The organism is Kitasatospora sp. NPDC087861 (assembly GCF_044742585.1).
Lineage (GTDB): Bacteria > Actinomycetota > Actinomycetes > Streptomycetales > Streptomycetaceae > Kitasatospora.
The window spans coordinates 164,948-188,274 of record NZ_JBIUUS010000014.1; the positions used below are offsets into that span (position 1 = coordinate 164,948).

A 23,327-nucleotide genomic window follows, 5' to 3' on the forward strand; every position below is an offset into this window, starting at 1 on the left:
CGACGCTACCGGACGGCCCGCGGGGGGCCGGGCGGCCCGCGACCGCCGGAGGGCCAGCCCCGGGGTCAGAGCGTCGGAGGGTCAGCCCCGGGGCCAGAGCGCCGGGTCGGGCGCGAACCGCACCGAGAGCGCCCCGTCGTGCAGCCCCGCGCCCGCCACCGTGCAGCGCCGCAGCGCGGACGGCAGGGTGAGCACCCGGCGGTGGGCGCCGAGGCCGACCACCAGTTCGTCGCCGCGGCGGACGAGGTCCAGCTCGGTCCGGTCGGCGCCGGGCAGGGCGAGGTGCCAGACCAGCAGGCCCTCCTCGGCGAGGCGGTCCTCGACCGGCCAGGGCTCGGGGGCGAGCCGCTCCGGGCCGGGACCGTCCCCGTACAGGCGGTCGGCGACGGCCTCCAGGGTGGCGTCGGCCAGTCCGGTGGCCAGGACCGGGGCGTCGGTCTCGGCGGCGAGCCCGGTCAGCTCCTCCTGGCGGCGGCGGGCCAGCGCGGCCAGCCACGGGTCCGGCGAGTCGGCCGCGCCCTCGGGCAGCGCGCCGTGCACCACGACGGCGTCCGGCCGGTGGCCGTGCAGGGCCAGCCCGGCCCGGATCCGGCGCAGTTCCTGGTACGGGTGACCGCCGGCGGGGACGACCAGGCGCACGCTGGTGCCGGGCGCGGTGATCGCGGCGCGGGACTCGGCGAGCACCGCGGCGGCCTTGGTCCGCCCCTCGTACAGCCACTCGGCCGGCATCGGGACGCCGGCCAGGCCGGCCAGCAGCGGGCGCAGTGCCCGGGCGGCCTGCCGCTGCTCGGGGACGAGCCGGTCCAGGTAGCGCTCCAGCTGCTCGGGCAGGGCGAGAGTGGCGATCAGTTCGGCGGGCGGCGGGGCGAGTACGACCAGGACGTCCTGGTCGGCGGCGGGCAGGGCGCGCAGCAGGGCGATCCGGGCGATGCCGGGGAGGGCGGTCAGCTCCTCGGGATCGAGCTGCTCGGCGCCGAGCAGGTCGAGGGCGGGCTTGAGCCGGCTGGTGAGCTCGCCGGCGGCGTACCGGAAGGCGGCCTGCTCGTCGATCCGGGAGACGGTCAGGCCGGGTGCGTAGTGGGCCGGTTCGGGCTCCAGGCGGGTGCCGAGGACGCCGTCCAGCGCACGGTGCGGGTCGTCGGCGGCCAGCAGCCAGGTGCGGTGACCGCGCCGGGCGGCGTGCAGGGCGGTGGCGGCGGCCACCGTGGGCGCGCCCACGTCGCCGCTGACCAGGATGGTGCGTGTCGCCGTCATGCCGTCCGGCCCCCGTTTCGTGCTGTCAGTCCCGGTACTCGCCTCGGAGACGGGCCCTAGACCGACTTCTTGCCGTCGGCGTCCTCGACGTCCTCGACGCGCTTCTTCAGGCCGGCCAGGGCGCGGTCGATGATGACCTTCTCGGCCTTGCGCTTGATCATGCCGAGCATCGGGATCTTGACGTCCACGGCGAGCTGGTAGGTCACCTCGGTACGGCCGCCGGAGAGCGGGGCGAGGGTGTAGGAGCCGTCGAGCGAGCGGAGCATCTGGCTGCGGACGAGGGTCCAGCCGACCTCGCGGTCGCCGTCCCAGGTGTAGGCGAGGACGTGCTCGTCGCGGATGGCGCCGGCGTCGAGCAGCAGACGGACCTGGGCGGCGCGGCCGTCCTCGGCGGTCTCCAGGACCTCGATCTCCTTGACCTCGCCGGTCCAGGCCGGGTAGGCGGCGAAGTCGGCGATCACGGCCATGACCGTGGCCGGGGTCGCGTCGATGGTGATGCTCGACCTGGTGTGCTCCGCCATGGAATGGCCCTCCGCCTCGTCCCTCTGCCTGCCGGTCCGGTCGAGCGTGCTCGGCCTTGTCCGCCCGGAGCAGGCTATCGCGACCGGCGATCGGCTCGGCCGTGCGGGCCGTGACCGGCGGGCGCGAGCACCGGTCGGGGAGCGGGCGGCAGGGCATGCTACCGGCCGGTCACCACGGGGCTGCCGTAGGGTGCCATTCGAACGACCCGGTCACGGCCTGGTCGGACCCGGCCGGGTGTGACACTTCGAACACCGGGGCCGACCCCCCTGGTCGAAGCTGCCTACCGGGCAGTAACGTCCTGCCGTCCCGCAGCGTCGCGAACGAGGAGCAGTCTTGCTCGACTTCAGCCTTCCGGCCCTCTACCAGGTACCGAGCGGCGGTAACCTCTCCGACCTCGTGCACGAGAACGCCGAGCGACACCCGGACGTCGTGGTTCTCAGCCGCAAGGTGGACGGCCGGTGGCAGGAGTTGACCGCCGCCCAGTTCCTGGTCGAGGTGCACGCCGCCGCCAAGGGCCTGATCGCCGCCGGCATCCGGCCGGGCGACCGGGTGGGCGTCATGTCCCGGACCCGCTACGAGTGGACGCTGCTGGACTTCGCGATCTGGTCGGCCGGGGCGATCACCGTGCCGGTGTACGAGACCTCCTCCCCCGAACAGGTCGAGTGGATCCTCGGCGACTCCGGCGCCGCCGCCGTGCTCACCGAGACCGACCAGCACCGCAAGGTGGTCGAGGAGGTCCGGGACCGGCTGCCGGAGTTGAAGCACACCTGGCAGATCGAGCAGGGCGCGATCGCCGCGCTGGCCGAGGCCGGCCGGGAGGTCGCCGACGCCACCGTCGCCGAGCGCCGCGCGACCGCCACCGCCGACTCGGTGGCGACCATCGTCTACACCTCGGGCACCACCGGCCGCCCGAAGGGCTGTCAGCTGACGCACGGCAACTTCCTCGCCGAGTGCGGCAACGTGGTGGAGCGTCTGGCCCCGCTGTTCCGCACCGGCGAGAGCTCCGTCCTGCTGTTCCTGCCGCTGGCCCACGTGCTCGGCCGGATCGCCGAGATCGCCCCCGCGATGGCGCCGATCAAGCTGGGCCACGTCTCCGACATCAAGGACGTCACCGCCGAGCTGGCCGCCTTCAAACCGACCCTGATCCTGGGCGTGCCGAGAGTCTTCGAGAAGGTCTACAACACCGCCCGCGCCAAGGCCCAGGCCGACGGCAAGGGCAAGATCTTCGACAAGGCCGCCGACACCGCGATCGCCTACAGCCGGGCGCTGGACGCCGGCGGCGCGGGCCTGGGCCTGCGGATCAAGCACGCGGTCTTCGACAAGCTGGTCTACAGCAAGCTGCGCGCCGCCCTCGGCGGCCGGGCCACCCACGCCATCTCCGGCGGCGCCCCGCTCGGCGAGCGGCTCGGCCACTTCTACCGGGGCATCGGCTTCACCGTCCTGGAGGGCTACGGCCTGACCGAGACCTGCGCGGCCACCGCCTTCAACCCGTGGGACAAGCCGAAGATCGGTACGGTCGGTCAGCCGCTGCCCGGCTCCGCCGTCCGGATCGCCGAGGACGGCGAGGTCTTCTTCAAGGGCCCGCAGGTCTTCACCGGCTACTGGAACAACCCGCAGGCCACCGCGGACGCCCTCAAGGACGGCTGGATCGCCACCGGCGACCTCGGCTCGCTGGACTCCGACGGCTACCTGACCATCACCGGCCGCAAGAAGGAGATCATCGTCACCGCGGGCGGCAAGAACGTCGCCCCGGCCGTGATCGAGGACCGCATCCGGGCGCACGCGCTGGTCGGCGAGGTCATGGTGGTCGGCGACCGCAAGCCCTTCGTGGCCTGCCTGATCACCGTCGACCCGGACTTCTTCCCCAAGTGGAAGGAGCTCAACGGCAAGCCCGCCACCGCCACGGTGACCGAGCTGAGCCAGGACCCGGACCTGCTGGCCGCCCTGCAGGCCGCGGTGGACGACGGCAACGCGGCCGTCTCGCACGCCGAGGCGGTCAAGAAGTTCCGCCTGCTGGACACCGAGTTCTCCGAGGAGAGCGGCCACCTGACGCCCTCGCTCAAGCTCAAGCGCAACCTCGTGCTGAAGGACTTCGCCGCCGACATCGAGGCGATCTACCAGCGCTGACCGGCGGAGCCGGGCCCGCTTCCCCGCGACCGGGAGGCGGGCCCGCCGTTCACCCCGCGAGCAGCGAGGTCAGCCGCCCGGCCAGCAGGTCCCAGCGCCAGGAGCGCTCCACCCAGCGCCGCCCGGCCGCGCCCATCCGCCGCCGCAGTTCCTCGTCGCGCAGCAGCCGGACGATCCGCTCGGCGGCCGCGGCGGACGAGCCGCCCGGCACCACGTACCCGGTCTCGCCCTCCAGCACCGCGTCCGGCGCACCGCCGGAGTCGCCCGCGACCACCGGCAGGCCGGTCGCCGAGGCCTCCAGGTAGACGATGCCCAGGCCCTCGACGTCCAGCCCCCCGCGCCTGGTCCGGCAGGGCATCGCGAAGACGTCGCCGGCCCCGTAGTGGGCCGGCAGCTCCTCCCACGGCACCGAGCCGGTGAAGCGCACCGAGTCCCGGACGCCCTTGGCGTCGGCCAGCTTCTCCAGGTCCGCGCGGTACGGGCCGCCGCCGACGATCAGCAGCACGGCGTCCGGCACGTCGACGAGGATCTGCGGCATCGCCTCGATCAGGGTGTCCTGACCCTTGCGCGGCACCAGCCGGGAGACGCAGACCACCACGGGGCGGTCCGCCAGCCCGAGCCGACGGCGCACCTCGGCGCCCCCCGAGTCCGGGTGGAAGGTCGTCTCGTCCACGCCCGGCGGCAGCTGCACCATCCGGGCCGCGGCCTGCGGCCCGACCGCGCCCGCGATCCGGGAGCGGGTGTACTCGCCCAGGTAGGTCAGCACGTCGGTGCCCGCGCCGATCCGCCGCAGCAGCTGCCGGGCGCCCGGCAGCTGGGCCCAGGCGGCCTCGTGCCCGTGGGTCATCCCGAGCAGCCGCCCGGCCCCGGCGCGGCGCAGCGTGGGCGCCATCAGCCCCAGCGGGGCGGCGGCGCCGAACCAGACCGAGTCGCACTTCTCCGCGCGCAGGATCTCGGCGGCCCGCCGGGTGACCCGCGGTGTGGGAACCATCACCTTCGTCCGGTCCCGGATCACCGAAAACGGCTGCTCGGCGTCGAAGCGCGCCACCTCGGTGCCGTCCCGCCAGGTCGAGGCGTACACCACGATGCTTCCGGCGGGCTGACGCACGGCCATGTTGTGCACGAAGGCCTGGATACCGCCGGGGCGGGGCGGGAAGTCGTTGGTGACGATCAAGGTCCTGTGCATCAGTCCACGGCTCGCTCGGTCGGGGGGTGCTCGGTTACCGCTGGGTGATCCGTACGATAGGTCAACACCATGCCCCGCCGGGAACGGATCCGCGCACGGCAACCGTTTCATCCCCGGGTCAGTCCTAGTACCCGGGCGGCCGGTGGCGGCCCTGGCGTCCGTCGCACGGCGCCGCCGGTGAGGACGTCCGAGACCAACGAGGGAGCGCAGTGGAATTGGCCCCGGCCACCGAGTCCGGCTCGTCGCGCGGCCGCCTCGGCCGCCCGTTGGGGGCACTCGCCACGCTCGTCGCGACCTGGGTGGCCACCCGTACGGTCCTGGTGCTGCTGGTGACCGGTGTGCTGAAGGCACCCGGCGGGGACGTCACCGCCGACGTCTGGATGATCTACCACGCCTGGTACGGGGTGCTGCAGACCGGCACCTTCCCGTTCGACGACGTGACCTGGCAGTACCCGCCCGGCGCGGCCCTGGTGATCCTCCTGCCGGGCCTGCTGCCCTGGTCGTACCTGGTCTCGTTCTGGGTGATCTGCGGGATCGCCGACGCGGCCGCCGCCGCCCTGCTGATCCGCACCGGCCTGCGCCGGGGCCGGGCACTGACCGGTGCCTGGATGTGGGTGGTGGGCGTTCCCCTGCTCGGCCCGATGATCTACAACCGCTTCGACATCGTCGTCACCGTGGTCGCGCTGGCCGGCCTGCTGGCGCTGATCCGCCGCCCGGCGATCGGCGGGATGCTGCTGGGTCTGGGCGGCATCGTCAAGGTCTGGCCCCTGCTCGGCCTGATCGGCACCCCCTCCGGCCGCCGCACCCGCCGCTCCTGGACGCTGGCCGCGGCCACCGCCGTCTCGGTGGGCTTCCTGCTCGCGGCCGGCATGAACGGCGCCTTCGACTTCCTGGCCTTCCAGAAGGACCGCGGCATCGAGGTGGAGTCGCTCGGCGCACTGCCGCTGCACTACGCCCGGATCGCGGAGGCGTGGGACGGCAGGGTCACCATGAACTACGGCTCCCCCGAGATGCTCGGGCCGTGGGTCGGCGTGATCAGCAAGGTGATGATGGCCGGCACCCTGCTGGGCTTCGCCTGGCTGCTGCTCTGGCGTTTCACGGCCAAGCGCCGCAACGCGGCCACCATGTACGACGCGGCGCTGTGCGCGCTGCTCATCTTCATCGTGACCAGCCGGGTGATCAGCCCGCAGTACCTGGTGTGGCTGGTCGGCGTCGCGGCGGTCTGCCTGACCGTGCGCGGCACCAGCCAACGGCCGGTGGCCGGACTGATCCTGCTCGCCTGCCCGCTGACGCTGGTCGAGTTCCCGACGATGTTCACCCAGGTCCTGGCCAGCGAGCCCTGGGCGATCGCCGTGCTGAGCCTGCGCAACCTCCTGCTGCTGGCCGCCACCGTGCTCTCCTGTGTCCGGCTCTGGCGCTCCACCCGCGGCACGTCCCAGCTGCCGCCGACGGTGGTGCTGGCCGCGCCCGAGCCGGTGTCGCCCGCCTACCCGGTGCGCCCGGGCATCGCGTACGAGCAGGACCTGCTGGACGGCATCGACCGGCCCGGCCTCCCGGCCGAGCAGCGGCGCTAGGGACCGACCGGTCGCGCGGCGGGAACGGTCGGACGCTCCCTAACGCGCCAGCCCCGCGACCTCGTCCAGCCAGAGTCGGGTGAACTCGGCCAGGCCGAGCCCTAGTTCGGCCCGGAGCAGCCGGTCCAGCCGCTGCTCCCGGTCCTCCCCCGCCCCGTCTGCGGCGCCGACCGCCCGGTAGAGCACGGCCAGCCGCTCGGGCCCGTAGCGCCGGGCGACCAGCTCGCAGGCCAGCCAGGCCTGCTCGTAGGCCTGCGCGATGCCGTCGGCGCCCGCGGTGAAGGCCTGGTCCGCCGGCAGCGCGGCGGGCAGCCGGCCGGCCGCGACGTCCCGGGTCAGCTCGGGGGCGATCTGCTGCGGGCGGCGGCCGGAGCCCCGGTAGGCGGTCCAGTCGGCGACGCCCTCGGAGAGCCAGAGCGGCGTCCAGGCCCGGGTGTCGGCCCTGGTGGCGACATGGGTGGCCTCGTGGGTGACGACCACCTGCCGGCCGAAGTCGCTGAGCCGCCCGTACGCCTCGGGGTTGACCAGCACCCGGTCCGCGGGGGTGTGCCAGGGCGCGCCGGGGGCGGCCACGGTGACCGCCGCCATGCCCGTCCAGCCTGCCGGGTCGGCCTCCAGCAGTCGGGCGAACTGACCTTCGGTGGACGGCAGTTCGAGCAGCAGGCGGCCCGGCCAACCGGTGCCCCAGACCTCGCTCACGGCCGGCACCGCCCGGTCGGCCACCGCGGCCAGGGCGGTCGGGTCGGGCCCGTCGGCCAGGCCGAGCACCAGGCAGTGCGCGCCCGCCGCGGACCGGGCGGGGCCGAGGTCCCAGAGCGCCGGAGGACCGCTCGCGCTCTCCTCCCGCTCGACCCGCCAGCCGCCGTCGGCCCGGACCAGCTCGATCCGGCGCGGATACACCACGGGGTACTCGTCGTACCCGGCGACCCGGACCGCCAGGTCGGCGGCGGCGGTCAGCCGGTCCGGCCCGCCGGCCGCGCCGAGCACCAGGTTGCGGTAACCGGCCTCGACCACCGCGGGCCCGGGCCCGAACGGCAGCGCCCGGGACCGCGCGTCCAGCAGCGCGGCCACCTCGGCCCGCCGGTCCACCGCCCGCCCGGCCGGCGCCGCGGGGACGGCCGGCGGCAGCGACAGCTGGGCCAGCCCGCCGGCCGCGAGCAGCAGCGCACCGCGCCGGGACAGCACGCGGCGGTCCCCGCATATCGGCCGGGGGCCGTCGGGGTCGGACGGCGTCGGGCTCAGAGCCGGACCACCCCCGCGACCGGCATCGCGTTGACGCTCTCGTAGCGGACCTTGGCGCCCGGGTAGGGGGCGTGCACGATCACCCCGCCGCCGGCGTACATGCCGACGTGGTGCATGTCCCGGTAGAAGATCACCAGGTCTCCCGGCCGCGCTTCGGAGAGGCTGACCCGCTGACCGGCGTACGCCTGGGCCTGCGAGGTGCGCGGCAGGGTCACTCCGGCCTGCCGCCAGCTGTAGTACATCAGACCGGAGCAGTCGAAGGCGCGGGGCCCGGTGGATCCGTAGACGTAGGGCGAGCCGATCGTCCGCACCGCGGCGGCCAGCGCGGCCGCCCCGCGCTCGGAGGCGGGCGGCGCGGAGCCGAGGTCCAGCCGGTCGGTGCCGCGGGTGGCGCGCCACTCGGCGTCCCGGGCGTCCTGGACGGCCAGCCGGGTCCGCTCGGCGGCGCCCAGGCTGCTGAGCAGCCGCTGCGCCATGGCCAGCCGCTGCTGGATCTGCTGCCTGCTGTCGGCGAGCGAGCGGCGGGCCTGTTCCAGGTCGGCGAGCTTGCCGGAGGTCTCGGTGCGGCGCTGGTCGAGCCGGCGCTGGCGGGTGACCAGTTCGTGCAGGGTCTCCTGCTGCCGCTCGGCGGCCTGGCCGAGGGTGCGGGCCCGGTTCAGGTAGCCCTCCGGGTCGGTGGAGAGCATCAGCTGGACGGTCTGGGCCATACCGCCCCCGCGGTACTCGGCGCCGGCCACGGTGGCGAGGTCGCCGCGCAGCTGGTTGAGCTGGTCCTGGGCGGCGGCGACCTCGCCCTGCAGGATGGCGGTCTCACCCTGGAGGCGCTGCTGGGCGTCCTGCGCGGCGTTGTACTTCTCCGACGCCTGCTCGGCCTCGTCGTAGAGCTGCTCCACCTGCGCCTTGACGTCCTTGTGGGTGGGCGTGTCCGGCGTACCGGGGGCCGCCTGGGCGCTGCCGCCCGTCGTCACGCCGAGGGCGGTGGCGGCGGCCGCGGTCAGCACCAGCGCACGGGCGAGCAGTAGGGAACGGCGGTGCACGGGCATGGCGGCAGCGGCTCCAATCCTGCGGTGCGGCCCCGCCGCCGCACCGAAGGGGCGGCCCTCGAAGCGGGAGTCCGGTGGCAGACGTTAGCGAGTCCGGGCAACCGAGTCCAAACCCCTACCAACTCGAATATTTGACCAGTAATCGGACACCAGCCCGAGTCGCCGGAAAAGCCGCAGGCCCGGCCTTCCGTGGTGGAAGGCCGGGCCGGTCAGGACCTGAGCGGGGATCAGACCCGCACGATGGAGGTCAGCGGCATGTTGGAGACCGCCTCGTAGCGCACCGACGCGCCCGGCTTGGGGGCGTGCAGCACCTGGCCGTTGCCGGCGTAGATCCCCACGTGGTGGGCGTCGCCGAAGAAGATCAGCAGGTCGCCGGGCTGGGCCTGGGAGAGGTCCGTACCGATCCGGGTGCCGGCGTTGGCCTGCTCCTGCGAGGTGCGCGGCAGCGACACGTCGACCTGGTTGAACGCCCAGACCATCAGGCCGGAGCAGTCGAAGGAACTCGGACCGGTGCCGCCGCGGGCGTACGGGGTGCCGAGCTTGGAGGCGGCGATGGACAGCGCCGCGGCACCGCGCGAACTGCCTGCGGCCGGTTTGGGGGCCGTCGGCGCGGAGGTCTGCGGGGCACTCAGGTCGGTGCGGCTGGTGTCGCGGGAGGAGCGGTCGGCGCTCTGCTGGGCGGCGGCCTGCTGCTGAGCGGCCTTCGCGGCGGCGTCGGCCTTGGCCTTGGCGTCGGCGGCGGCCTTCTCCTCGGCCGCGCGCAGCGCCTGGCGCTCCTGCTCGGTCAGGGTGTTGAGGAGGTCCTGCGCGGCCTTGAGCTTGCCCTGGACCTCGTCCTTGGCGGCCTTCAGCTGCTGAGTGGTGCTCTCCATCTCGGCGAGCTTGCCCTGGGCCTCGGAGCGCACCTGGTCGAGCTTGCGCTGCTCCTCCTGGAGCTGCGTGAGCTGACCCTTCTGGGTGCTGCCGGCCTGGTTCAGGGTGTCGGCCTGGCTCAGGAAGTTGTCCGGGCTGGCGGAGAGCATCAGCTGGACGGTCTGGGATATGCCGCCGTTGCGGTACTGCTCGCCGGCGATCTCGGCCAGGCCGCCCTGCAGGTCGGTCACCTGCGCCTGCTGCCGCGCCACCTGGTCCTGCAGGCCGGCGACCTGCTTCTGCAGCTGCTGCTGCTTCTCCTGGGCGCCGTTGAGCTTCTCGGTCGCGACCTCGGCCTGCTCGTAGAGCTGGTCGACCTGCTCCTTGACCTGGTCCTTGGTCGGCTGCGGGTCCGCGTGGGCACCGGACTGCGCGGACATGGCGACCGCCGCGGCGGCGAAGCCGGTCAGGATCGACACCCGGGCGCGGCCGGCGGGCTTGGGACGACGATGGGACGCCACGAAGGCGGACTCCTTCTTCCTGCGCCGCCTACCGGGTGAGCTGACGGGTTCGGGCCGGAAGCATGCCCTACGACGCCTCACGGCCGTTCCACCGGCCGACCTGGCGCCGATTCACCCCGGAGGAACGTGGTTCCCCGGCTCCGCTCGACAGCGCCCCCGACTGCTGGGCTCCCCGTCGGGCAGGCACACGGCCCGCCCCGCTGCGTCGCGAACTCGACGGAAACCACCGCCGCCACCCCGGCTGGGCGATCGACAGTGCGGTGGTTCGAAGCACGACCCTAGTAACTGAACCGTGATCCGTTCAAATCCTTGTCAGAAAAAAGACGGAAGAAGACCAAAGTTCTTTGGTGAATATGACAGATGGTGATCACTGCCACACGCAAAGCTGATCGTCTTTCACGATGTGCTCGCCCGGCGGGCAAACCCGAACGCCACCCCCCGGTCGGAGGGTGGCGCGGATCACAGGCCCGGGCGGGGCCAACGGGCGTGTCGGGCCGTCAGACCCGGCGGATCGTGTTGATCGGCATCGCGTCGGCCTTCATCACCTTCACCACGTCGCCGGTGTGCGGCGCGTGCACCACCATGCCGTTGCCGATGTACATCGCGACGTGGTGCCGGTCGGGGCCGTAGATGACCAGGTCGCCCGGCTGGGCCTGGTCCAGCGTGACCCGGGTGCCGACGTTGCCCTGCTCCTGCGAGGTGCGCGGCAGCGAGATGCCGGCCTGGCCGTACGCCCAGACCATCAGGCCCGAGCAGTCGAAGGTGCTCGAGCCGGTGGCGCCCCACACGTACGGCGAGCCCTGCTTGCTCATCGCCTTGGCGACGGCCACGCCCGCGTAGCCACCGGCCTGCGGGAGGCTGCCGAGGTCGGTGCGCTCGCTGCCGCGCGAGGCCCGGTCGTCCTGCGTCTGCTGGGCGCGCAGCGCGGCGCGCTCCGAGGCGCTGAGCGAGTTCAGCAGGTCCTGCGCGGCCTTGAGCTTCTGGTTGACGTCCGACTTGGCCTGGTTCAGGTCCTTGGTGGTGGAGTCGAGCGAGGCCAGGACGGCGGCGGCCTCCGTCTTCTCCTGGTCCAGCCGGCGCTGCTGGTCCAGCAGACCCTTGAGCGCCTCGGTCTCGCTGGTGCTGGCCTGCTGGACGGTGGAGGCCTTCTCCAAGTAGCCGGACGGGTCGGAGGAGAGCATCAGCTGGACGGACGGGTCGATCCCGCCGGTGCGGTACTGCTCGCCCGCCACCCCGGCCAGGCCGGTCTGGAGCTGGGTCATCTGGTCCTGGCTGCGGGCCACCTGGTCCTGCAGCTGGTCGGCCTGCTTGCGGAGCTGGTCGGCCCGCTCCTTGGCGCCGTTGTACTTCTCCGCCGCCTGCTCCTGATCCTGCTGGAGCTGGTCGATCTGCGCCTTCACGTCGCTCTTGTTCGGCTGGGGCGCGGCATGCGCGGCGACCTGCGCGGAGAGTGCGACCGCAGTCGCAGCGGCGGCGGTGAGCACGGAGACCCGCGCGCGGCTCGGCTGCTTGGGACGGCGGTGGGAGGCCAAGGGAACTGCTCCTTCTTCCATCGGCCTCACCCGATCAGGTGAGAATCCGGAAAATAGGTTTGACGCCAGACCCTAGTGAAGATCTACGCGTTTTGCCACTCCCCCGAAGGCGTGAACTCCATTTCCCCCGCTGAATTCACGGGATGTGCACACCCTCGCAAACAGGGCGCTGACCAGGCATCATCCCGCCCGGACAGTGGTCAGGGCCGGGCCAGCCGGTTCAGCAGCAGAACGGAGGCCACGGGGCGCGCGCCCGCCTTCCGCACGCCCTCCGCGACCTCCCGGTCGGTGGATACCACCACCACCGGCCGGCCCTGCGGTTCGGCCCGCACCAGACGACGGATCAGCTCGTCCGCGGTCTCCCCGGTCCGACTGAACCGTACCCGCACACCGCGCGGTGGCGCCATGATCACCGGAACGTCCAGGTCCTGCCCGTCGAACACACAGGTGACCTCCGCCTGGGTGCGCTGGGCCAGCATCGCCAGCCCGCCCAGCAGCCGGATCCGCTGCTGCTCCAGCGGCAGCGCCGGATAGCCGGTCTTGGTCACGTTGTAGCCGTCCACCACCAGGTGCACCTGCGGGATCGCCAGCAGCTGGTCCAGCAGCGCCGGATCGTCGTCGGCCAGGCCGCGCCGGGCCACGTCGTGCGGCGAGGCCGACTCCGGCACCACCGCCTCCACCAGGTCCGCCGGGCGGATCTGCGAGACCGGCAGCGCCAGCTCCCGCTGCAGCCCCTGTGCCGACTGCAGCACGGTGTCCAGCAGCAGCCGCAGCCGCATGTCCTCGACGCTGCGCCCCTCGCGGGCCGACCGGCGGCCCTGCTCGGCGGCGGTCTCCAGCTCCCCGACCCGGTGCCGCAACCGCCGGGCCTCGGTCTCCGCGGCGCCGCGCTCGGCCGCCGCCTGCGCCTTCGCGGCCTCCAGCTCCCCGGCCACCCGCCGGGTCTCGGCCTGCGCCCGGCGGGTGTCGCTCTCCAGCGAGCGCACCTTCTTGCGCAGCGACTCGGCCTCCCGGCGGACGTCCTCGGACTCCGCGCGCTGCCGGTCCAGGTCCGCCCGCGCGGCGGCCCGCAGCTCGGCCAGCTCGGCCTGCAGCTTCTCCACCAGCCGGGCGGCCTCGGCGACCGCGCCCTCGGCACCGGCCCGCTCGGCCTCCTCCCCGGCCTCGGCGACCAGCCGGCTCCAACCGGCCGAGCGCACCAGGTAGGCGGCGGCCGCGACGTCCATCGGATCGGCGGCGCCCGGGACACTGCCCGACTCCAACGCCTTCACCAGGTCCGGCTGGCCCAGCCGCAGCCGCTCCGCTATCCGCACCCGGAAGGCCGGCTCCGACTCCAGCGCCGCGGCCAGCGCGGTGGCCGCGTACTTGGCCCGCCGGGCCGGGGTGAACTTGACGTACTGGCGCAGGCTCTGCGGCAGCTCGCCCTGCGGCAGTCCGCCGAGCGCGTCCGAGGCCAGGCCGACCACGCGCCGGCGCACGCCCTCGGGCAGCGGCCGGTCGAGCTTCTCGACGGCCAGCTCCGCCTCCGCCGACCCGTCGGTGCCACCGCGCTCGCCGGAGTCCGCCGCCCCGCCGGGGGCCGCGGACTCGGACGGGGCCGCGTCCGCGGCCGGCGCCTGCGCGTCCGCAGCGGGCTGAAGCCCCTGCGCTTCGGCGGGCTCCCTCGCTGCGTCCACCACGTCCTCGGCTCCGATCCTGGTCCTACGGGGCACGGCCCGCGGCCGCCGCCCCTGTCGTCACGTTCTGTGCGTCCTGTCTGTATTGTCCCAGTGCGGTGGCCGGGCGCGCCGCGCACCCGTCCACCGGACCGTCGGGCGTCAACCCTGCTCGGCGGGGGCCTCCGCGCCCTCGGCGCCCGGACGGGCCACCAGCTCGACCTGGTCCACGGCGTTGCACCAGCGGCAGCGCACCGACTCGACCGTCTCGCTCAGCACCTCGGTCTCCTCGACCTTGGACTCGCCGGCCAGGTCGAAGTGCAGGAACTCGGTGACCCGCGCGGTGCGGGTCAGGTCGAAGCGGGTGAGGTTTCCGCACGGGGTGCAGCGCCAGCGCGTCTCGGCAGTCAGGGCGGGGACGGTCATCGGGGGTCCTCTCGGGTGGTCCCTGGGTGGGCTAGGCGCTCCCCCCGGAGCCCCGGCGTCGGCGGCGGGAGGCGGGAATGCCCGCCCCAAGCCTATTGCCTGAGGCAACCATCCCGGCCACCGGTCAGGGGAACCGCAGGGCTAGTCCACCTGCCGTACAAGGCGGTGTCACACGCCCTGGCCGGAGGGATGCTTGGCCGCATGGCACTGACCGCCCCCGGGCACACCGACGCGCGGGGCGACCGCCCGGCCGTGCCCGCCCCGGTGGTCACCTACGCCCTGATCGCGGTCAACACCCTGGTGTTCCTGCTGGGCCCGGCCGCCGGGCTCAACCCGCTCTACGGCACCGGCCAGGCCCAGCTCTGCGCGGAGCAGCGGTACGAGCAGCGCTGGGGTGTCATCCCCGCCGAGGTACTGGCCGGACGGCCGCTGACCGCCGAGCAGCTGGCCGAGGCCCCGGAGCCGGCCCCGGGCTGCCCGGCCAGGCCCACCCCGGGCAAGCGCCCGGCGCTGTCCGTCCTCACCGGGCTCTTCCTGCACGCCGGCTGGCTGCACCTGCTGGGCAACCTGCTCTTCCTCTACGTCTTCGGCCCCACCGTCGAACAACGGCTGGGCCGGGCCCGGTACGCCCTCTTCTACCTGGCCGCCGGCAGCCTGGCCACGTACGGCTTCGCCCTCGCCGAGGCGCACTCCGCGGACTCCACCCGGGTGCTGATCGGCGCCTCCGGCGCGATCTCCGCCGTCCTCGGCGCCTACCTGCGCTTCCATCCGCGCTCCCGGGTGACCACGCTCGTCCCGCTGCTGCTGTTCCTGCCGCTGCGCTTCCCGGCCTGGCTGGTGCTCGGCCTCTGGTTCGCCCTGCAGTGGTGGTCGGTCCACTCGGCCGGGCCCGGGGTTGCCTATCTGGTCCACGTGATCGGCTTCTCGGCGGGCTTCCTCTACGCCTGCACGGTGGTCAGCCACCCCCCGCGACGACCCGGCTGACGCCCGATACGCTGGCGGCACCCCACGAAGGAGCCCGAAACAGTGATCACCGCCATCGTCCTGATCAAGACCAGTGTCGACCGCATCCCGGAGATCGCCGAGGCCATCGCGGCCATCGAGGGCGTCAGCGAGGTGTACTCGGTGACCGGTGGCTACGACCTGGTGGCGATGGTCCGGGTGCGCCGGCACGACGACCTGGCCGAGGTCATCCCGGGTCGGCTGAACAAGGTCCCGGGGGTGGCGCACACCGAGACCCAGATCGCCTTCCGCACCTACTCCCAGCACGACCTCGAGGCCGCCTTCGCCCTCGGCCTGGACGAGTAGCCCCGGCCGGCCCGGTCAGCCCTCCCGGCGCGTGTCGACGACGCAGCGGCCGCCCTCGTTGCGGTAGTTCCACGCCGCACCGTCCGTGACCAGCTCGCGGACGGCGGTCAGGAAGCGGTCGACGTGCTCGTCCGGGGTCCCGGCCCCGAAGCTCACCCGGATCGCGTTCAGGCTGCGCTCGCCGGGCAGCGACGGCTCGGGCGCCCCGCACTCCGAAGGGGCCACGTCCTCCTCCCCCAGCAGGGTGCGCAGCAGCGGGTGCGCGCAGAACAGGCCGTCGCGGACCCCGATGCCGTACTCGGCGGACAGCGCGGCCGAGAAGTGCGAGCTGTTCCAGTCCTGGACGACGAAGGACAGCACGCCCACCCGGGCCGACCCGGCGCCGAACAGGTTCAACACCTTGACCTGCGGAATCTCCGCCAGCCCCGCCGTCAGCCGGGCGATCAGCTGCCGCTCCCGGGCCTCCAGCGCGTCGAAGCCCGCCTCGCTCAGCGCCCGGCAGGCCGAGGCGATCGCGTAGGCGCCGATGACGTTCGGCGAACCGGCCTCGTGCCGGGCCGGGCCGCTGTGCCACTGAACGGCCACCGAGCCGTCGGCCTCCCGGGCCACCGTCCGGGTCGCGCCGCCGCCGGCCAGGTACGGCTCGGCCGCGTCCAGCCAGTCCGCCCGGCCGGCCAGCACGCCGGCGCCGAACGGTGCGTAGATCTTGTGGCCGGAGAAGGCGATCCAGTCGACGTCCAGATCGCGCACCGAGACCCGGTGGTGCGGGGCCAGCTGGGCGGCGTCCAGCACCACCCGGGCGCCGTGCCGGTGCGCGGTCTCCGTCAGCTCGGCGACCGGCCAGAGCTCGCCGGTCACGTTGGAGGCGCCGGTGACGCAGAGCAGCTTGGGGCCCTCGGGCGCCCCGGCGAGCGCGGCGTCCAGGGCGGCGACCGCCTCGGCGTGCGAGCGCGGTGCCCGCAGGTAGCTGACGTCCAGCCCGGCGTGCGCCCAGGGCAGCAACGAGGCGTGGTGCTCGGTCTCGAAGGCGAACACCCGGGTGCCGGCCGGGAGGGCCGCGGCGAGCAGGTTGAGCGAGTCGGTGGTGGCCCGGGTGAAGACCACCTGGTCGCCCTCGCGCAGGTCGAGGAACTCGGCGACGGTGCGGCGGCTCTGCTCGAACAGGTCGGTGGACAGCTGGGAGAGGTACCCGGCGCCGCGGTGCACGCTGCCGTAGTACGGGGCGTAGGCGGCGACGTCGTCCCAGACCCGCTTCAGCGCCGGGGAGCTGGCCGCGTAGTCGAGGGCCGCGTAGCCGACCTTCGCACCGCTGGCGAGCGGGACCTGGACGTCGTGGCCGAGGACGGCGAGCGGGGCGCAGAGTTCGGTGGAAACAGACATGGGAATGCACTCCTTCGGGGTGTGGGACCCCGGGAGTGCCAGTCGTCGGGCGTCCGCGCTTGCCGCGCGGACGATTTGCCGAGCGACCCGGTCCTCACCCAGGGCACCCCGCCACGGACGGAGGGTTGCCGGACAGCAAGCTGGGGCTTGACGCTGTCACTCATGACCTGGCGCAGACTCTAGGTCGCGTCCGGCGGGTGGTCAAACAGGTATCCACCATCCGGACGGTGCTCCCGCCCGCCCGCCCGCCGCCGGGCCGGGGGAACGCGAGGAGCCCGGGCCGGCGTCCCGGCACGGGCTCCCAGATACCGCCTCACACCCGGCTGGTGGCCTCCGACCAACGCCGCAGCAGTTCCTGCGCCGCGCCCGAGTCGATGGCCTGCGCCGCCCGCGCCATGCCGGCGGCGAGCTGCTCGGCGAGCGGTGCCTCGCCCAGGTCGAGCGCGACCAGCGCCGCCGCCGTGTTCATCAGGACGGCGTCCCGCACCGGCCCGTGCTCTCCGGCCAGCAGCCGGCGCGCGACCTCGGCGTTGTACCCCGGGTCCGCCCCGCGCAGCGTCTCGATGCCGGCCAGCTCGATGCCGACGTCCCGCGGGTCGAAGGTGGTCTCGGTGACGGTCCCGTCCCGCACGATCCACACCCGCGAGGTGGTGGTGATGGTCAGCTCGTCCAGGCCGTCGTCGCCCCGGAAGACCAGGGCGGTCGAGCCACGCCGGGCGAGCACCCCGGCGATCAGCCCGGCGAGCCGGGTGTCGAAGCAGCCGATCGCGTGCGCGGTGACCTTGGCCGGGTTGGTCAGCGGACCGAGGATGTTGAACGCGGTCGGCACCCCGAGGTCGCGCCGGGCGGTGGCGGCGTGCCGCATCGACGGGTGGAACTTGGCCGCGAAGCAGAAGGTGAGCCCGACCTCCTCGGCCACCTCGGCGATCCGCCGGGCCGGCAGGTCGAGGCTGACGCCGAGCTTCTCCAGCACGTCCGAGGAGCCGCTGGCCGAGGAGGCGGCCCGGTTGCCGTGCTTGATCACCTTGGCCCCGGCCGCCGCCGCGACGATCGCCGACATGGTGGAGATGTTGACGGTCTTGGCCCGGTCGCCGCCGGTGCCGACGATGTCCACGGCCGGGCCGGGGATGTCCAGCGGCTCGGCGTGCGCGTACATCGCGTCCACCAGACCGGTGATCTCGTCGACCGTCTCGCCCTTGGCCCGCAGCGCCACCATGAACCCGGCCACCTGGACGGGGGACGCCTCGCCGCTCATGATCCGGTCCATCGCCCACGCGGTGGCCGAGCGGTCGAGGTCCTCCCCCTTCAACAGCGCCGCCAGGACGTCCGGCCAGGCGCGGACCACCTGCGCGGGGTCGGTACCACCGTTCGCAGGGTTCACGTTCACCATGGCTGACTCCAGCTGTTGTCGGGTTCCCCGCAGCGGGGGGACGTCCGTACGGATGGAGTCAGCCTATCGACCGGCGGCGTGCCCACGACCCCGTCTTCTCTAGTACTGAGACGGCGCCGTCCGCCCTGCGGCGACCTCGCTCAACGGCCGACCGGGGCCCGCTTGGCCAGTCGCGCCCGCAGCAGGGTGGCGACCGCCTCGGCCAGCGCCACCGGGTCCACCGGGCGGGAGATCGCGGCGTCGGCCCGGCTCCACGCGGCCAGCCAGGAGTCCTGTGGCCGTCCGATCAGCACCAGCACCGGCGGGCAGCCGTAGATCTCGTCCTTGAGCTGGCGGCCGAGCCCGAGCCCGCCGGCCGGCACCGCCTCGCCGTCCAGGATGCAGAGGTCCACGCCGCCCTTCTCCAGTGCCTTCAGCACCGCGGGGGTGGTCGCGCACTCCAGGTAGGACAGTTCCGGAAGGTCCTCGGCGGGCCGACGGCCGAGCGCCGTCAGCACCTGCTCGCGGGTGTTGCGGTCGTCGCTGTAGACGAGGACGGTGAGCGTCTCGTCGGTCGTGTACGCCATGGGCCCTGCTCCCTCAAGTGTGATCCGGACCACGTTCGCCTGATCCGGATGCTACTCCGGATCACCGCTCGCCGAGTCCCCCTCGCCGACGTTCCTTCTCAAGGCGCCGCGCCCGCGACTCACCCGCCCGGAGGACAGCCCGTCACCCGGACCCGCCCGGTCCACCCGTACGGCCGACACGGCGCCCGCGCCCTACCGCCGGAGGCTCCGCCAGACGGGCAACGACACGCTGGGCAGCGGGGTCGCAGGCTCCTCCGAGGAACCGTCAGAAAAGGGACACGCCGCTGCTCAGCCGCCATCCGGACACCCCGTCGCCCCTCAGGGGGGCATACCGCACGCACCGGACACTCCGAGGGACACCCCCCGACGTGAAGACGGAATAAGGGACCGACATAATGTCCGTCGTGGCGACAGCAACAGCAGTAGAAACCGGGCACGCGCACGGATCGGTCAACCGGCCGAACATGGTCAGCGTCGGAACGATCGTCTGGCTCAGTTCCGAGTTGATGTTCTTCGCGGCCCTCTTCGCGATGTACTTCACGCTCCGCTCCGTCAAGGGAGCCGAGTTCTGGACCGAGAAGGCGCACGCCCTCAATGTGCCCTTCTCCTCGGTCAACACCACGATCCTGGTGCTCTCCTCGCTGACCTGTCAGCTCGGCGTGTTCGCCGCCGAGCGCGGGGACGTGAAGAAGCTCCGCTCGTGGTTCGTCATCACCTTCGTGATGGGCGCGATCTTCATCGGCGGCCAGATCTTCGAGTACACCGAGCTGGTCAAGAAGGACGGCCTCTCGCTGTCCTCCGACCCGTACGGCACGGTGTTCTACCTGACCACCGGCTTCCACGGTATGCACGTGACGGGTGGTCTGATCGCCTTCCTGCTGGTCCTGGGACGGACGTACGCAGCCAAGCGCTTCACGCACGAGCAGGCCACCGCCGCGATCGTCGTGTCGTACTACTGGCACTTCGTCGACGTCGTGTGGATCGGCCTGTTCGCGACCATCTACCTGATCAAGTAACCAGCTGATCAAGTCGCTGGCCACCGGCTTCGGTCCCCGCCCTCACCGGCGTCGGGCCGATTCTGCCGGTGGCGACGCTCCCACCGACCGACCGCGCGCGCAGCCCTAGACAGGCAGCCTCGTGCCGGCCAGACCGGCCGCCGGGTGCACCCACCAGTCGACCAGATCCTGACACCGGGGTTATTCCGTGAAAAAGCTCTCCGCACGACGGCGCCACCCATTGGCGGCGCTGGTCGTCCTACTTCTCGCCCTGGCGGCAACCGGGGGGCTGTACGCCGCGTTCGCGCCCGCCGACAAGGCGCAGGCCGACGTCGCCGCGCAGTCGCTCGCGATCGATGAGGGCAAGAAGCTCTTCGCCGTGGGCTGCTCCTCGTGCCACGGCCTGAACGGCCAGGGCAGCAGCGACGGTCCGAGCCTGGTCGGCGTCGGCTCCGCCTCCGTCGACTTCCAGGTCGGCACCGGCCGCATGCCGGCCCAGCAGCCCGGCGCCCAGGTGCCGCGCAAGAAGAACATCTACTCGCAGGCGGAGATCGACCAGCTCGCCGCCTTCGTGGCCTCGCTCGGCCCCGGCCCGGTGACGCCGACCAAGGAGCAGTACACCTCGACCAACCCGGACGACATCTCCAAGGGTGGCGAGCTGTTCCGCACCAACTGCGCCCAGTGCCACAACTTCGCCGGCCAGGGCGGTGCCCTGACCAAGGGCAAGTACGCCCCGGCGCTGGAGGGCGTGGACGCCAAGCACATCTACGAGGCCATGCAGACCGGCCCGCAGCAGATGCCGTCGTTCCCGGACACCACCATGCCCGAGGAGCAGAAGAAGCAGATCGTGGCCTTCGTCCGCCACACCACCAACGATGAGCCCAACCCCGGCGGTCTCACGCTCGGCAGCCTCGGTCCGGTGACCGAGGGTCTGTTCGGCTGGATCTTCGGTCTCGGCACGCTCATCGCGGTCGCGATCTGGGTCGCCGCCCACACCACCAAGGCCAAGAAGTCATGAGCCACGACATGTCAGAAGAGAAGCTTCCGGAGTCACACGGCTCCGCCGGTGAGGTCGCCGAGCACGGCGACCCGTTCGCCGACCCGGGCCTGCCGGCTCACGAGCCCCGCCGCACCGACATCGACGAGCGGGCCGCCCAGCGGGCCGAGCGCCAGGTCTCGCTGATGTTCGTGGTCTCGATGATCGCCACCGTCGGCTTCATCGCCTCGTACGTGGCCATCGACCCGGACAAGATCGTCTACATCTTCCCGCTCGGTCACGTCAGCGCGCTGAACTTCGCGCTCGGCCTGACCCTGGGCGTCGCGCTGTTCATGATCGGCGCGGGTGCGGTCCACTGGGCCCGCACGCTGATGTCGGACGTCGAGCTGCCGGCCGAGCGTCACCCGATCGAGGCTGACGACGAGGTCCGCGCGGACGTCATCGACCAGTTCAAGACCGGTGCCGCGGAGTCCGGCTTCGGCCGCCGCAAGATGATCCGCAACACCCTCATCGGCTCGATGGCGCTGGTCCCGCTCTCCGGCGTGGTCCTGCTCCGCGACCTCGGCCCGCTGCCCGAGAAGAAGCTGAAGGAGACGGGCTGGAAGGAGGCGACCCCGGTCAAGCCGCTGCAGCTCATCAACATGAGCACCAGCCAGCCGATGAAGGCCGAGGACATCGTCGTCGGCTCGCTGACCTTCGCCATGCCCGAGGGCCTGCACGTCCACGACGAGGACTTCCAGCAGGCGATCGCCAAGGACGCCCTGATGCTCGTGCGCATCGCGCCGGACGACATCAAGGACGACAAGTCCCGGGAGAAGGGCTTCGAGGGCATCCTCGCCTACTCCAAGATCTGCACGCACGTCGGCTGCCCGATCAGCCTCTACGAGCAGCAGACCCACCACGCGCTCTGCCCCTGCCACCAGTCGACCTTCGACCTGGCGGACGGCGCGCGCGTCATCTTCGGCCCGGCCGGCCACCCGCTGCCGCAGCTGAAGATCACCACTGACGAGAAGGGCTTCCTGGTCGCCACCGGCGACTTCGAGGAGCCCGTCGGCCCGAGCTACTGGGAGCGTGCTCGATGAGTAGCGCGAGCAGCACCACCTCCGGTGCCGCCAAGCCCGCCAGCACGCGCGCCAAGCCCGCCAACAAGTGGGAAGCCGCCGCGGACTGGACGGACGGCAGGCTGGGGATCTACTCCCTCGCCAAGGCCAACCTGCGCAAGATCTTCCCGGACCACTGGTCCTTCATGCTGGGCGAGATCTGCCTCTACACGTTCGTCATCATCATCCTGACCGGTGTCTACCTGACGCTGTTCTTCAAGCCCTCGATGGCCGAGGTCGTCTACAACGGCTCGTACGTCCCGCTCAAGGGCATCGGGATGTCCGAGGCGTACGCGTCGACGGTCGACATCAGCTTCGAGGTCCGCGGCGGTCTGCTGATCCGTCAGATCCACCACTGGGCCGCCCTGGTCTTCGTGGCCGCGATGCTCGTGCACATGATGCGCGTGTTCTTCACCGGCGCGTTCCGCAAGCCGCGTGAGATCAACTGGGTCTTCGGCTTCCTGCTGCTGGTCCTGGGCATGTTCGACGGCTTCTTCGGCTACTCGCTGCCGGACGACCTGCTGTCGGGCACCGGTATCCGCTTCATGGAAGGCGCGATCCTCGCCGTCCCGCTGGTCGGCACCTACGTCCAGATGTTCCTGTTCGGGGGCGAGTTCCCCGGCCACGACATCGTGCCGCGCTTCTTCACGATCCACGTGCTGCTGATCCCGGGCATCATGCTCGGCCTGCTGGTGGCGCACCTGATCCTGGTCTTCTACCACAAGCACACCCAGTGGGCGGGCCCGGGCAAGACCGAGAAGAACGTCGTCGGCATGCCGCTGATGCCGGTCTACATGGCCAAGGCCGGTGGCTTCTTCTTCCTGGTGTTCGGTCTGATCGCCGCCATCTCGGCGATCGCCACGATCAACCCGATCTGGGCGTACGGCCCGTACCGCCCGGACCAGGTCTCCACGGACGCCCAGCCCGACTGGTACATGGGCTTCTCCGAGGGTCTGATCCGTGTCATGCCGGGCTGGGAGGTCGGCCTGTGGGGCCACACCCTGAACCTGGGTGTCTTCATCCCGCTGATGATCTTCCCGCTGGTCCTGGTCTCGATCGCGGTCTACCCGTTCATCGAGGGCTGGATCACCGGCGACAAGCGCGAGCACCACATCCTGGACCGCCCGCGCAACGCCCCGGTCCGCACCGCGCTCGGCGCCGCCTGGATCAGCCTGTACCTGGTGCTGCTGGTCGGTGGTGGCAACGACCTGTTCGCCACCCACCTGCACCTGTCGATCAACTCGATCACCTACTTCGTCCGCGTCGGCTTCTTCGCGGTGCCGGTCATCACCTTCATCATCACCAAGCGCTGGTGCCTCGGCCTCCAGCGCCGGGACAAGGAGAAGGTGCTGCACGGCCGCGAGACGGGCGTCATCAAGCGCCTGCCGCACGGCGAGTTCGTCGAGGTGCACGCCCAGCTGCCGCAGAAGGACCTGTACAAGCTCACCGCGCACGAGCAGATCCAGCCGGTCGAGCTGCCGGCCCAGACGGACGAGAACGGCGTGGCCGCCAAGTCCGGTCTGCTCAACCGCACCCGGGCCAAGCTCTCCCGCGGCTTCTACGGCGGCGGCAGCCAGATCCCCAAGCCGACGTCCGAGGAGCACCACGAGATCACCAGCGGCCACGGCCACCACTGATCCCGTACGCGCCACAGCGT

At 72.5% G+C, this 23,327-nt stretch carries 20 protein-coding genes and 2 riboswitches; of the genes, 8 read left to right on the plus strand and 12 right to left on the minus strand.

Annotation, left to right across the window (positions count from 1 at the left end; genetic code table 11):
* Positions 1-81: 81 nt before the first annotated feature.
* Both ACIOJE_RS21180 and ACIOJE_RS21185 read right to left on the minus strand, forming a co-directional pair.
* Positions 82-1,254, minus strand: coding sequence for an ArsA family ATPase (locus ACIOJE_RS21180; protein ID WP_280674542.1), 1,173 nt, complete (start codon positions 1,252-1,254; stop codon positions 82-84).
* 56 nt (positions 1,255-1,310) lie between these two features.
* Positions 1,311-1,775, minus strand: a complete 465-nt coding sequence (locus tag ACIOJE_RS21185; RefSeq protein ID WP_280674544.1) for an SRPBCC family protein — start codon at positions 1,773-1,775, stop codon at positions 1,311-1,313.
* A 334-nt stretch (positions 1,776-2,109) separates the two neighbouring features.
* On the opposite strand from ACIOJE_RS21185, the gene ACIOJE_RS21190 reads away from it, so the two are divergent.
* Positions 2,110-3,903: an AMP-dependent synthetase/ligase gene (locus ACIOJE_RS21190; protein ID WP_400777843.1), complete on the plus strand. Its 1,794-nt coding sequence runs from the start codon at positions 2,110-2,112 to the stop codon at positions 3,901-3,903.
* 49 nt (positions 3,904-3,952) lie between these two features.
* Here the strand turns inward: ACIOJE_RS21190 and ACIOJE_RS21195 are convergent, their stop codons facing one another.
* Positions 3,953-5,089, minus strand: a complete 1,137-nt coding sequence (locus tag ACIOJE_RS21195; protein WP_400777845.1) for a glycosyltransferase family 4 protein — start codon at positions 5,087-5,089, stop codon at positions 3,953-3,955.
* Between the two features lie 209 nt (positions 5,090-5,298).
* On the opposite strand from ACIOJE_RS21195, the gene ACIOJE_RS21200 reads away from it, so the two are divergent.
* Positions 5,299-6,663 carry a glycosyltransferase 87 family protein gene (locus ACIOJE_RS21200; RefSeq protein ID WP_400777847.1) on the plus strand — a complete coding sequence of 455 codons (1,365 nt, stop codon included), beginning with the start codon at positions 5,299-5,301 and terminating at the stop codon, positions 6,661-6,663.
* Between the two features lie 39 nt (positions 6,664-6,702).
* On the opposite strand, the gene ACIOJE_RS21205 is transcribed toward ACIOJE_RS21200, so the two are convergent.
* The 6 genes from ACIOJE_RS21205 to ACIOJE_RS21230 all read right to left on the minus strand — a co-directional run bounded on the left by ACIOJE_RS21205 (position 6,703) and on the right by ACIOJE_RS21230 (position 13,934).
* Positions 6,703-7,848: a hypothetical protein gene (locus tag ACIOJE_RS21205; protein ID WP_400777849.1), complete on the minus strand. Its 1,146-nt coding sequence runs from the start codon at positions 7,846-7,848 to the stop codon at positions 6,703-6,705.
* Positions 7,849-7,901: 53 nt separating this feature from the next.
* Positions 7,902-8,948, minus strand: coding sequence for an NlpC/P60 family protein (locus tag ACIOJE_RS21210; RefSeq protein WP_400777851.1), 1,047 nt, complete (start codon positions 8,946-8,948; stop codon positions 7,902-7,904).
* A gap of 227 nt (positions 8,949-9,175) precedes the next feature.
* Entirely contained in the window at positions 9,176-10,321 is a 1,146-nt protein-coding gene (locus tag ACIOJE_RS21215) for an NlpC/P60 family protein (protein WP_400777853.1), read from the minus strand.
* 10 nt (positions 10,322-10,331) lie between these two features.
* Positions 10,332-10,484: riboswitch (cyclic di-AMP (ydaO/yuaA leader) on the minus strand.
* Positions 10,485-10,818: 334 nt separating this feature from the next.
* Positions 10,819-11,853, minus strand: coding sequence for a C40 family peptidase (locus tag ACIOJE_RS21220; RefSeq protein ID WP_280674561.1), 1,035 nt, complete (start codon positions 11,851-11,853; stop codon positions 10,819-10,821).
* A gap of 200 nt (positions 11,854-12,053) precedes the next feature.
* Positions 12,054-13,370 (minus strand): NYN domain-containing protein, encoded by a 1,317-nt coding sequence (locus tag ACIOJE_RS21225; RefSeq protein WP_400777906.1) that lies wholly within the window; start codon positions 13,368-13,370, stop codon positions 12,054-12,056.
* 300 nt (positions 13,371-13,670) lie between these two features.
* The gene (locus tag ACIOJE_RS21230; RefSeq protein WP_280674563.1) at positions 13,671-13,934 is read right to left on the minus strand and encodes a hypothetical protein; all 264 of its coding nucleotides are present in this window, start codon (positions 13,932-13,934) and stop codon (positions 13,671-13,673) included.
* 201 nt (positions 13,935-14,135) lie between these two features.
* On the opposite strand from ACIOJE_RS21230, the gene ACIOJE_RS21235 reads away from it, so the two are divergent.
* Both ACIOJE_RS21235 and ACIOJE_RS21240 read left to right on the plus strand, forming a co-directional pair.
* Positions 14,136-14,918 carry a rhomboid family intramembrane serine protease gene (locus ACIOJE_RS21235; protein WP_400777856.1) on the plus strand — a complete coding sequence of 261 codons (783 nt, stop codon included), beginning with the start codon at positions 14,136-14,138 and terminating at the stop codon, positions 14,916-14,918.
* 42 nt (positions 14,919-14,960) lie between these two features.
* Positions 14,961-15,242 carry an Lrp/AsnC ligand binding domain-containing protein gene (locus ACIOJE_RS21240; RefSeq protein WP_030240061.1) on the plus strand — a complete coding sequence of 94 codons (282 nt, stop codon included), beginning with the start codon at positions 14,961-14,963 and terminating at the stop codon, positions 15,240-15,242.
* Between the two features lie 15 nt (positions 15,243-15,257).
* On the opposite strand, the gene ACIOJE_RS21245 is transcribed toward ACIOJE_RS21240, so the two are convergent.
* The 3 genes from ACIOJE_RS21245 to ACIOJE_RS21255 all read right to left on the minus strand — a co-directional run bounded on the left by ACIOJE_RS21245 (position 15,258) and on the right by ACIOJE_RS21255 (position 18,578).
* Entirely contained in the window at positions 15,258-16,622 is a 1,365-nt protein-coding gene (locus ACIOJE_RS21245) for an aminotransferase class V-fold PLP-dependent enzyme (protein WP_280674572.1), read from the minus strand.
* 50 nt (positions 16,623-16,672) lie between these two features.
* A riboswitch (SAM riboswitch) is annotated at positions 16,673-16,790 on the minus strand.
* Positions 16,791-16,935: 145 nt separating this feature from the next.
* Entirely contained in the window at positions 16,936-18,012 is a 1,077-nt protein-coding gene (gene trpD, locus ACIOJE_RS21250) for an anthranilate phosphoribosyltransferase (RefSeq protein ID WP_280674575.1), read from the minus strand.
* Positions 18,013-18,152: 140 nt separating this feature from the next.
* Positions 18,153-18,578 (minus strand): hypothetical protein, encoded by a 426-nt coding sequence (locus ACIOJE_RS21255; protein ID WP_280674577.1) that lies wholly within the window; start codon positions 18,576-18,578, stop codon positions 18,153-18,155.
* Between the two features lie 395 nt (positions 18,579-18,973).
* Between ACIOJE_RS21255 and ACIOJE_RS21260 the strand changes: the two genes are divergently transcribed.
* The 4 genes from ACIOJE_RS21260 (at position 18,974) to ACIOJE_RS21275 (ending at position 23,307) form a co-directional block, all read left to right on the plus strand.
* The gene (locus ACIOJE_RS21260) at positions 18,974-19,594 is read left to right on the plus strand and encodes a heme-copper oxidase subunit III (protein WP_280674579.1); all 621 of its coding nucleotides are present in this window, start codon (positions 18,974-18,976) and stop codon (positions 19,592-19,594) included.
* A gap of 187 nt (positions 19,595-19,781) precedes the next feature.
* Positions 19,782-20,591 (plus strand): c-type cytochrome, encoded by an 810-nt coding sequence (locus ACIOJE_RS21265; protein WP_280674581.1) that lies wholly within the window; start codon positions 19,782-19,784, stop codon positions 20,589-20,591.
* Between the two features lie 8 nt (positions 20,592-20,599).
* Positions 20,600-21,652, plus strand: coding sequence for a ubiquinol-cytochrome c reductase iron-sulfur subunit (locus ACIOJE_RS21270; protein WP_280674583.1), 1,053 nt, complete (start codon positions 20,600-20,602; stop codon positions 21,650-21,652).
* The gene (locus ACIOJE_RS21275) at positions 21,649-23,307 is read left to right on the plus strand and encodes a ubiquinol-cytochrome c reductase cytochrome b subunit (protein WP_280674585.1); all 1,659 of its coding nucleotides are present in this window, start codon (positions 21,649-21,651) and stop codon (positions 23,305-23,307) included. Before ACIOJE_RS21270 ends, ACIOJE_RS21275 begins: the two co-directional genes overlap by 4 nt.
* Positions 23,308-23,327: the final 20 nt, after the last annotated feature.

Coding starts and splice junctions, on each gene's coding strand:
- ACIOJE_RS21235 (WP_400777856.1), top strand. CDS start 14,136: ATGGCACTGACCGCCCCCGGGCACACCGACGCGCGGGGCGACCGCCCG.
- trpD (WP_280674575.1), bottom strand. CDS start 18,012: ATGGTGAACGTGAACCCTGCGAACGGTGGTACCGACCCCGCGCAGGTG.
- ACIOJE_RS21270 (WP_280674583.1), top strand. CDS start 20,600: ATGTCAGAAGAGAAGCTTCCGGAGTCACACGGCTCCGCCGGTGAGGTC.
- ACIOJE_RS21255 (WP_280674577.1), bottom strand. CDS start 18,578: ATGGCGTACACGACCGACGAGACGCTCACCGTCCTCGTCTACAGCGAC.
- ACIOJE_RS21260 (WP_280674579.1), top strand. CDS start 18,974: ATGTCCGTCGTGGCGACAGCAACAGCAGTAGAAACCGGGCACGCGCAC.
- ACIOJE_RS21230 (WP_280674563.1), bottom strand. CDS start 13,934: ATGACCGTCCCCGCCCTGACTGCCGAGACGCGCTGGCGCTGCACCCCG.
- ACIOJE_RS21275 (WP_280674585.1), top strand. CDS start 21,649: ATGAGTAGCGCGAGCAGCACCACCTCCGGTGCCGCCAAGCCCGCCAGC.
- ACIOJE_RS21210 (WP_400777851.1), bottom strand. CDS start 8,948: ATGCCCGTGCACCGCCGTTCCCTACTGCTCGCCCGTGCGCTGGTGCTG.
- ACIOJE_RS21180 (WP_280674542.1), bottom strand. CDS start 1,254: ATGACGGCGACACGCACCATCCTGGTCAGCGGCGACGTGGGCGCGCCC.
- ACIOJE_RS21245 (WP_280674572.1), bottom strand. CDS start 16,622: ATGTCTGTTTCCACCGAACTCTGCGCCCCGCTCGCCGTCCTCGGCCAC.
- ACIOJE_RS21185 (WP_280674544.1), bottom strand. CDS start 1,775: ATGGCGGAGCACACCAGGTCGAGCATCACCATCGACGCGACCCCGGCC.
- ACIOJE_RS21195 (WP_400777845.1), bottom strand. CDS start 5,089: ATGCACAGGACCTTGATCGTCACCAACGACTTCCCGCCCCGCCCCGGC.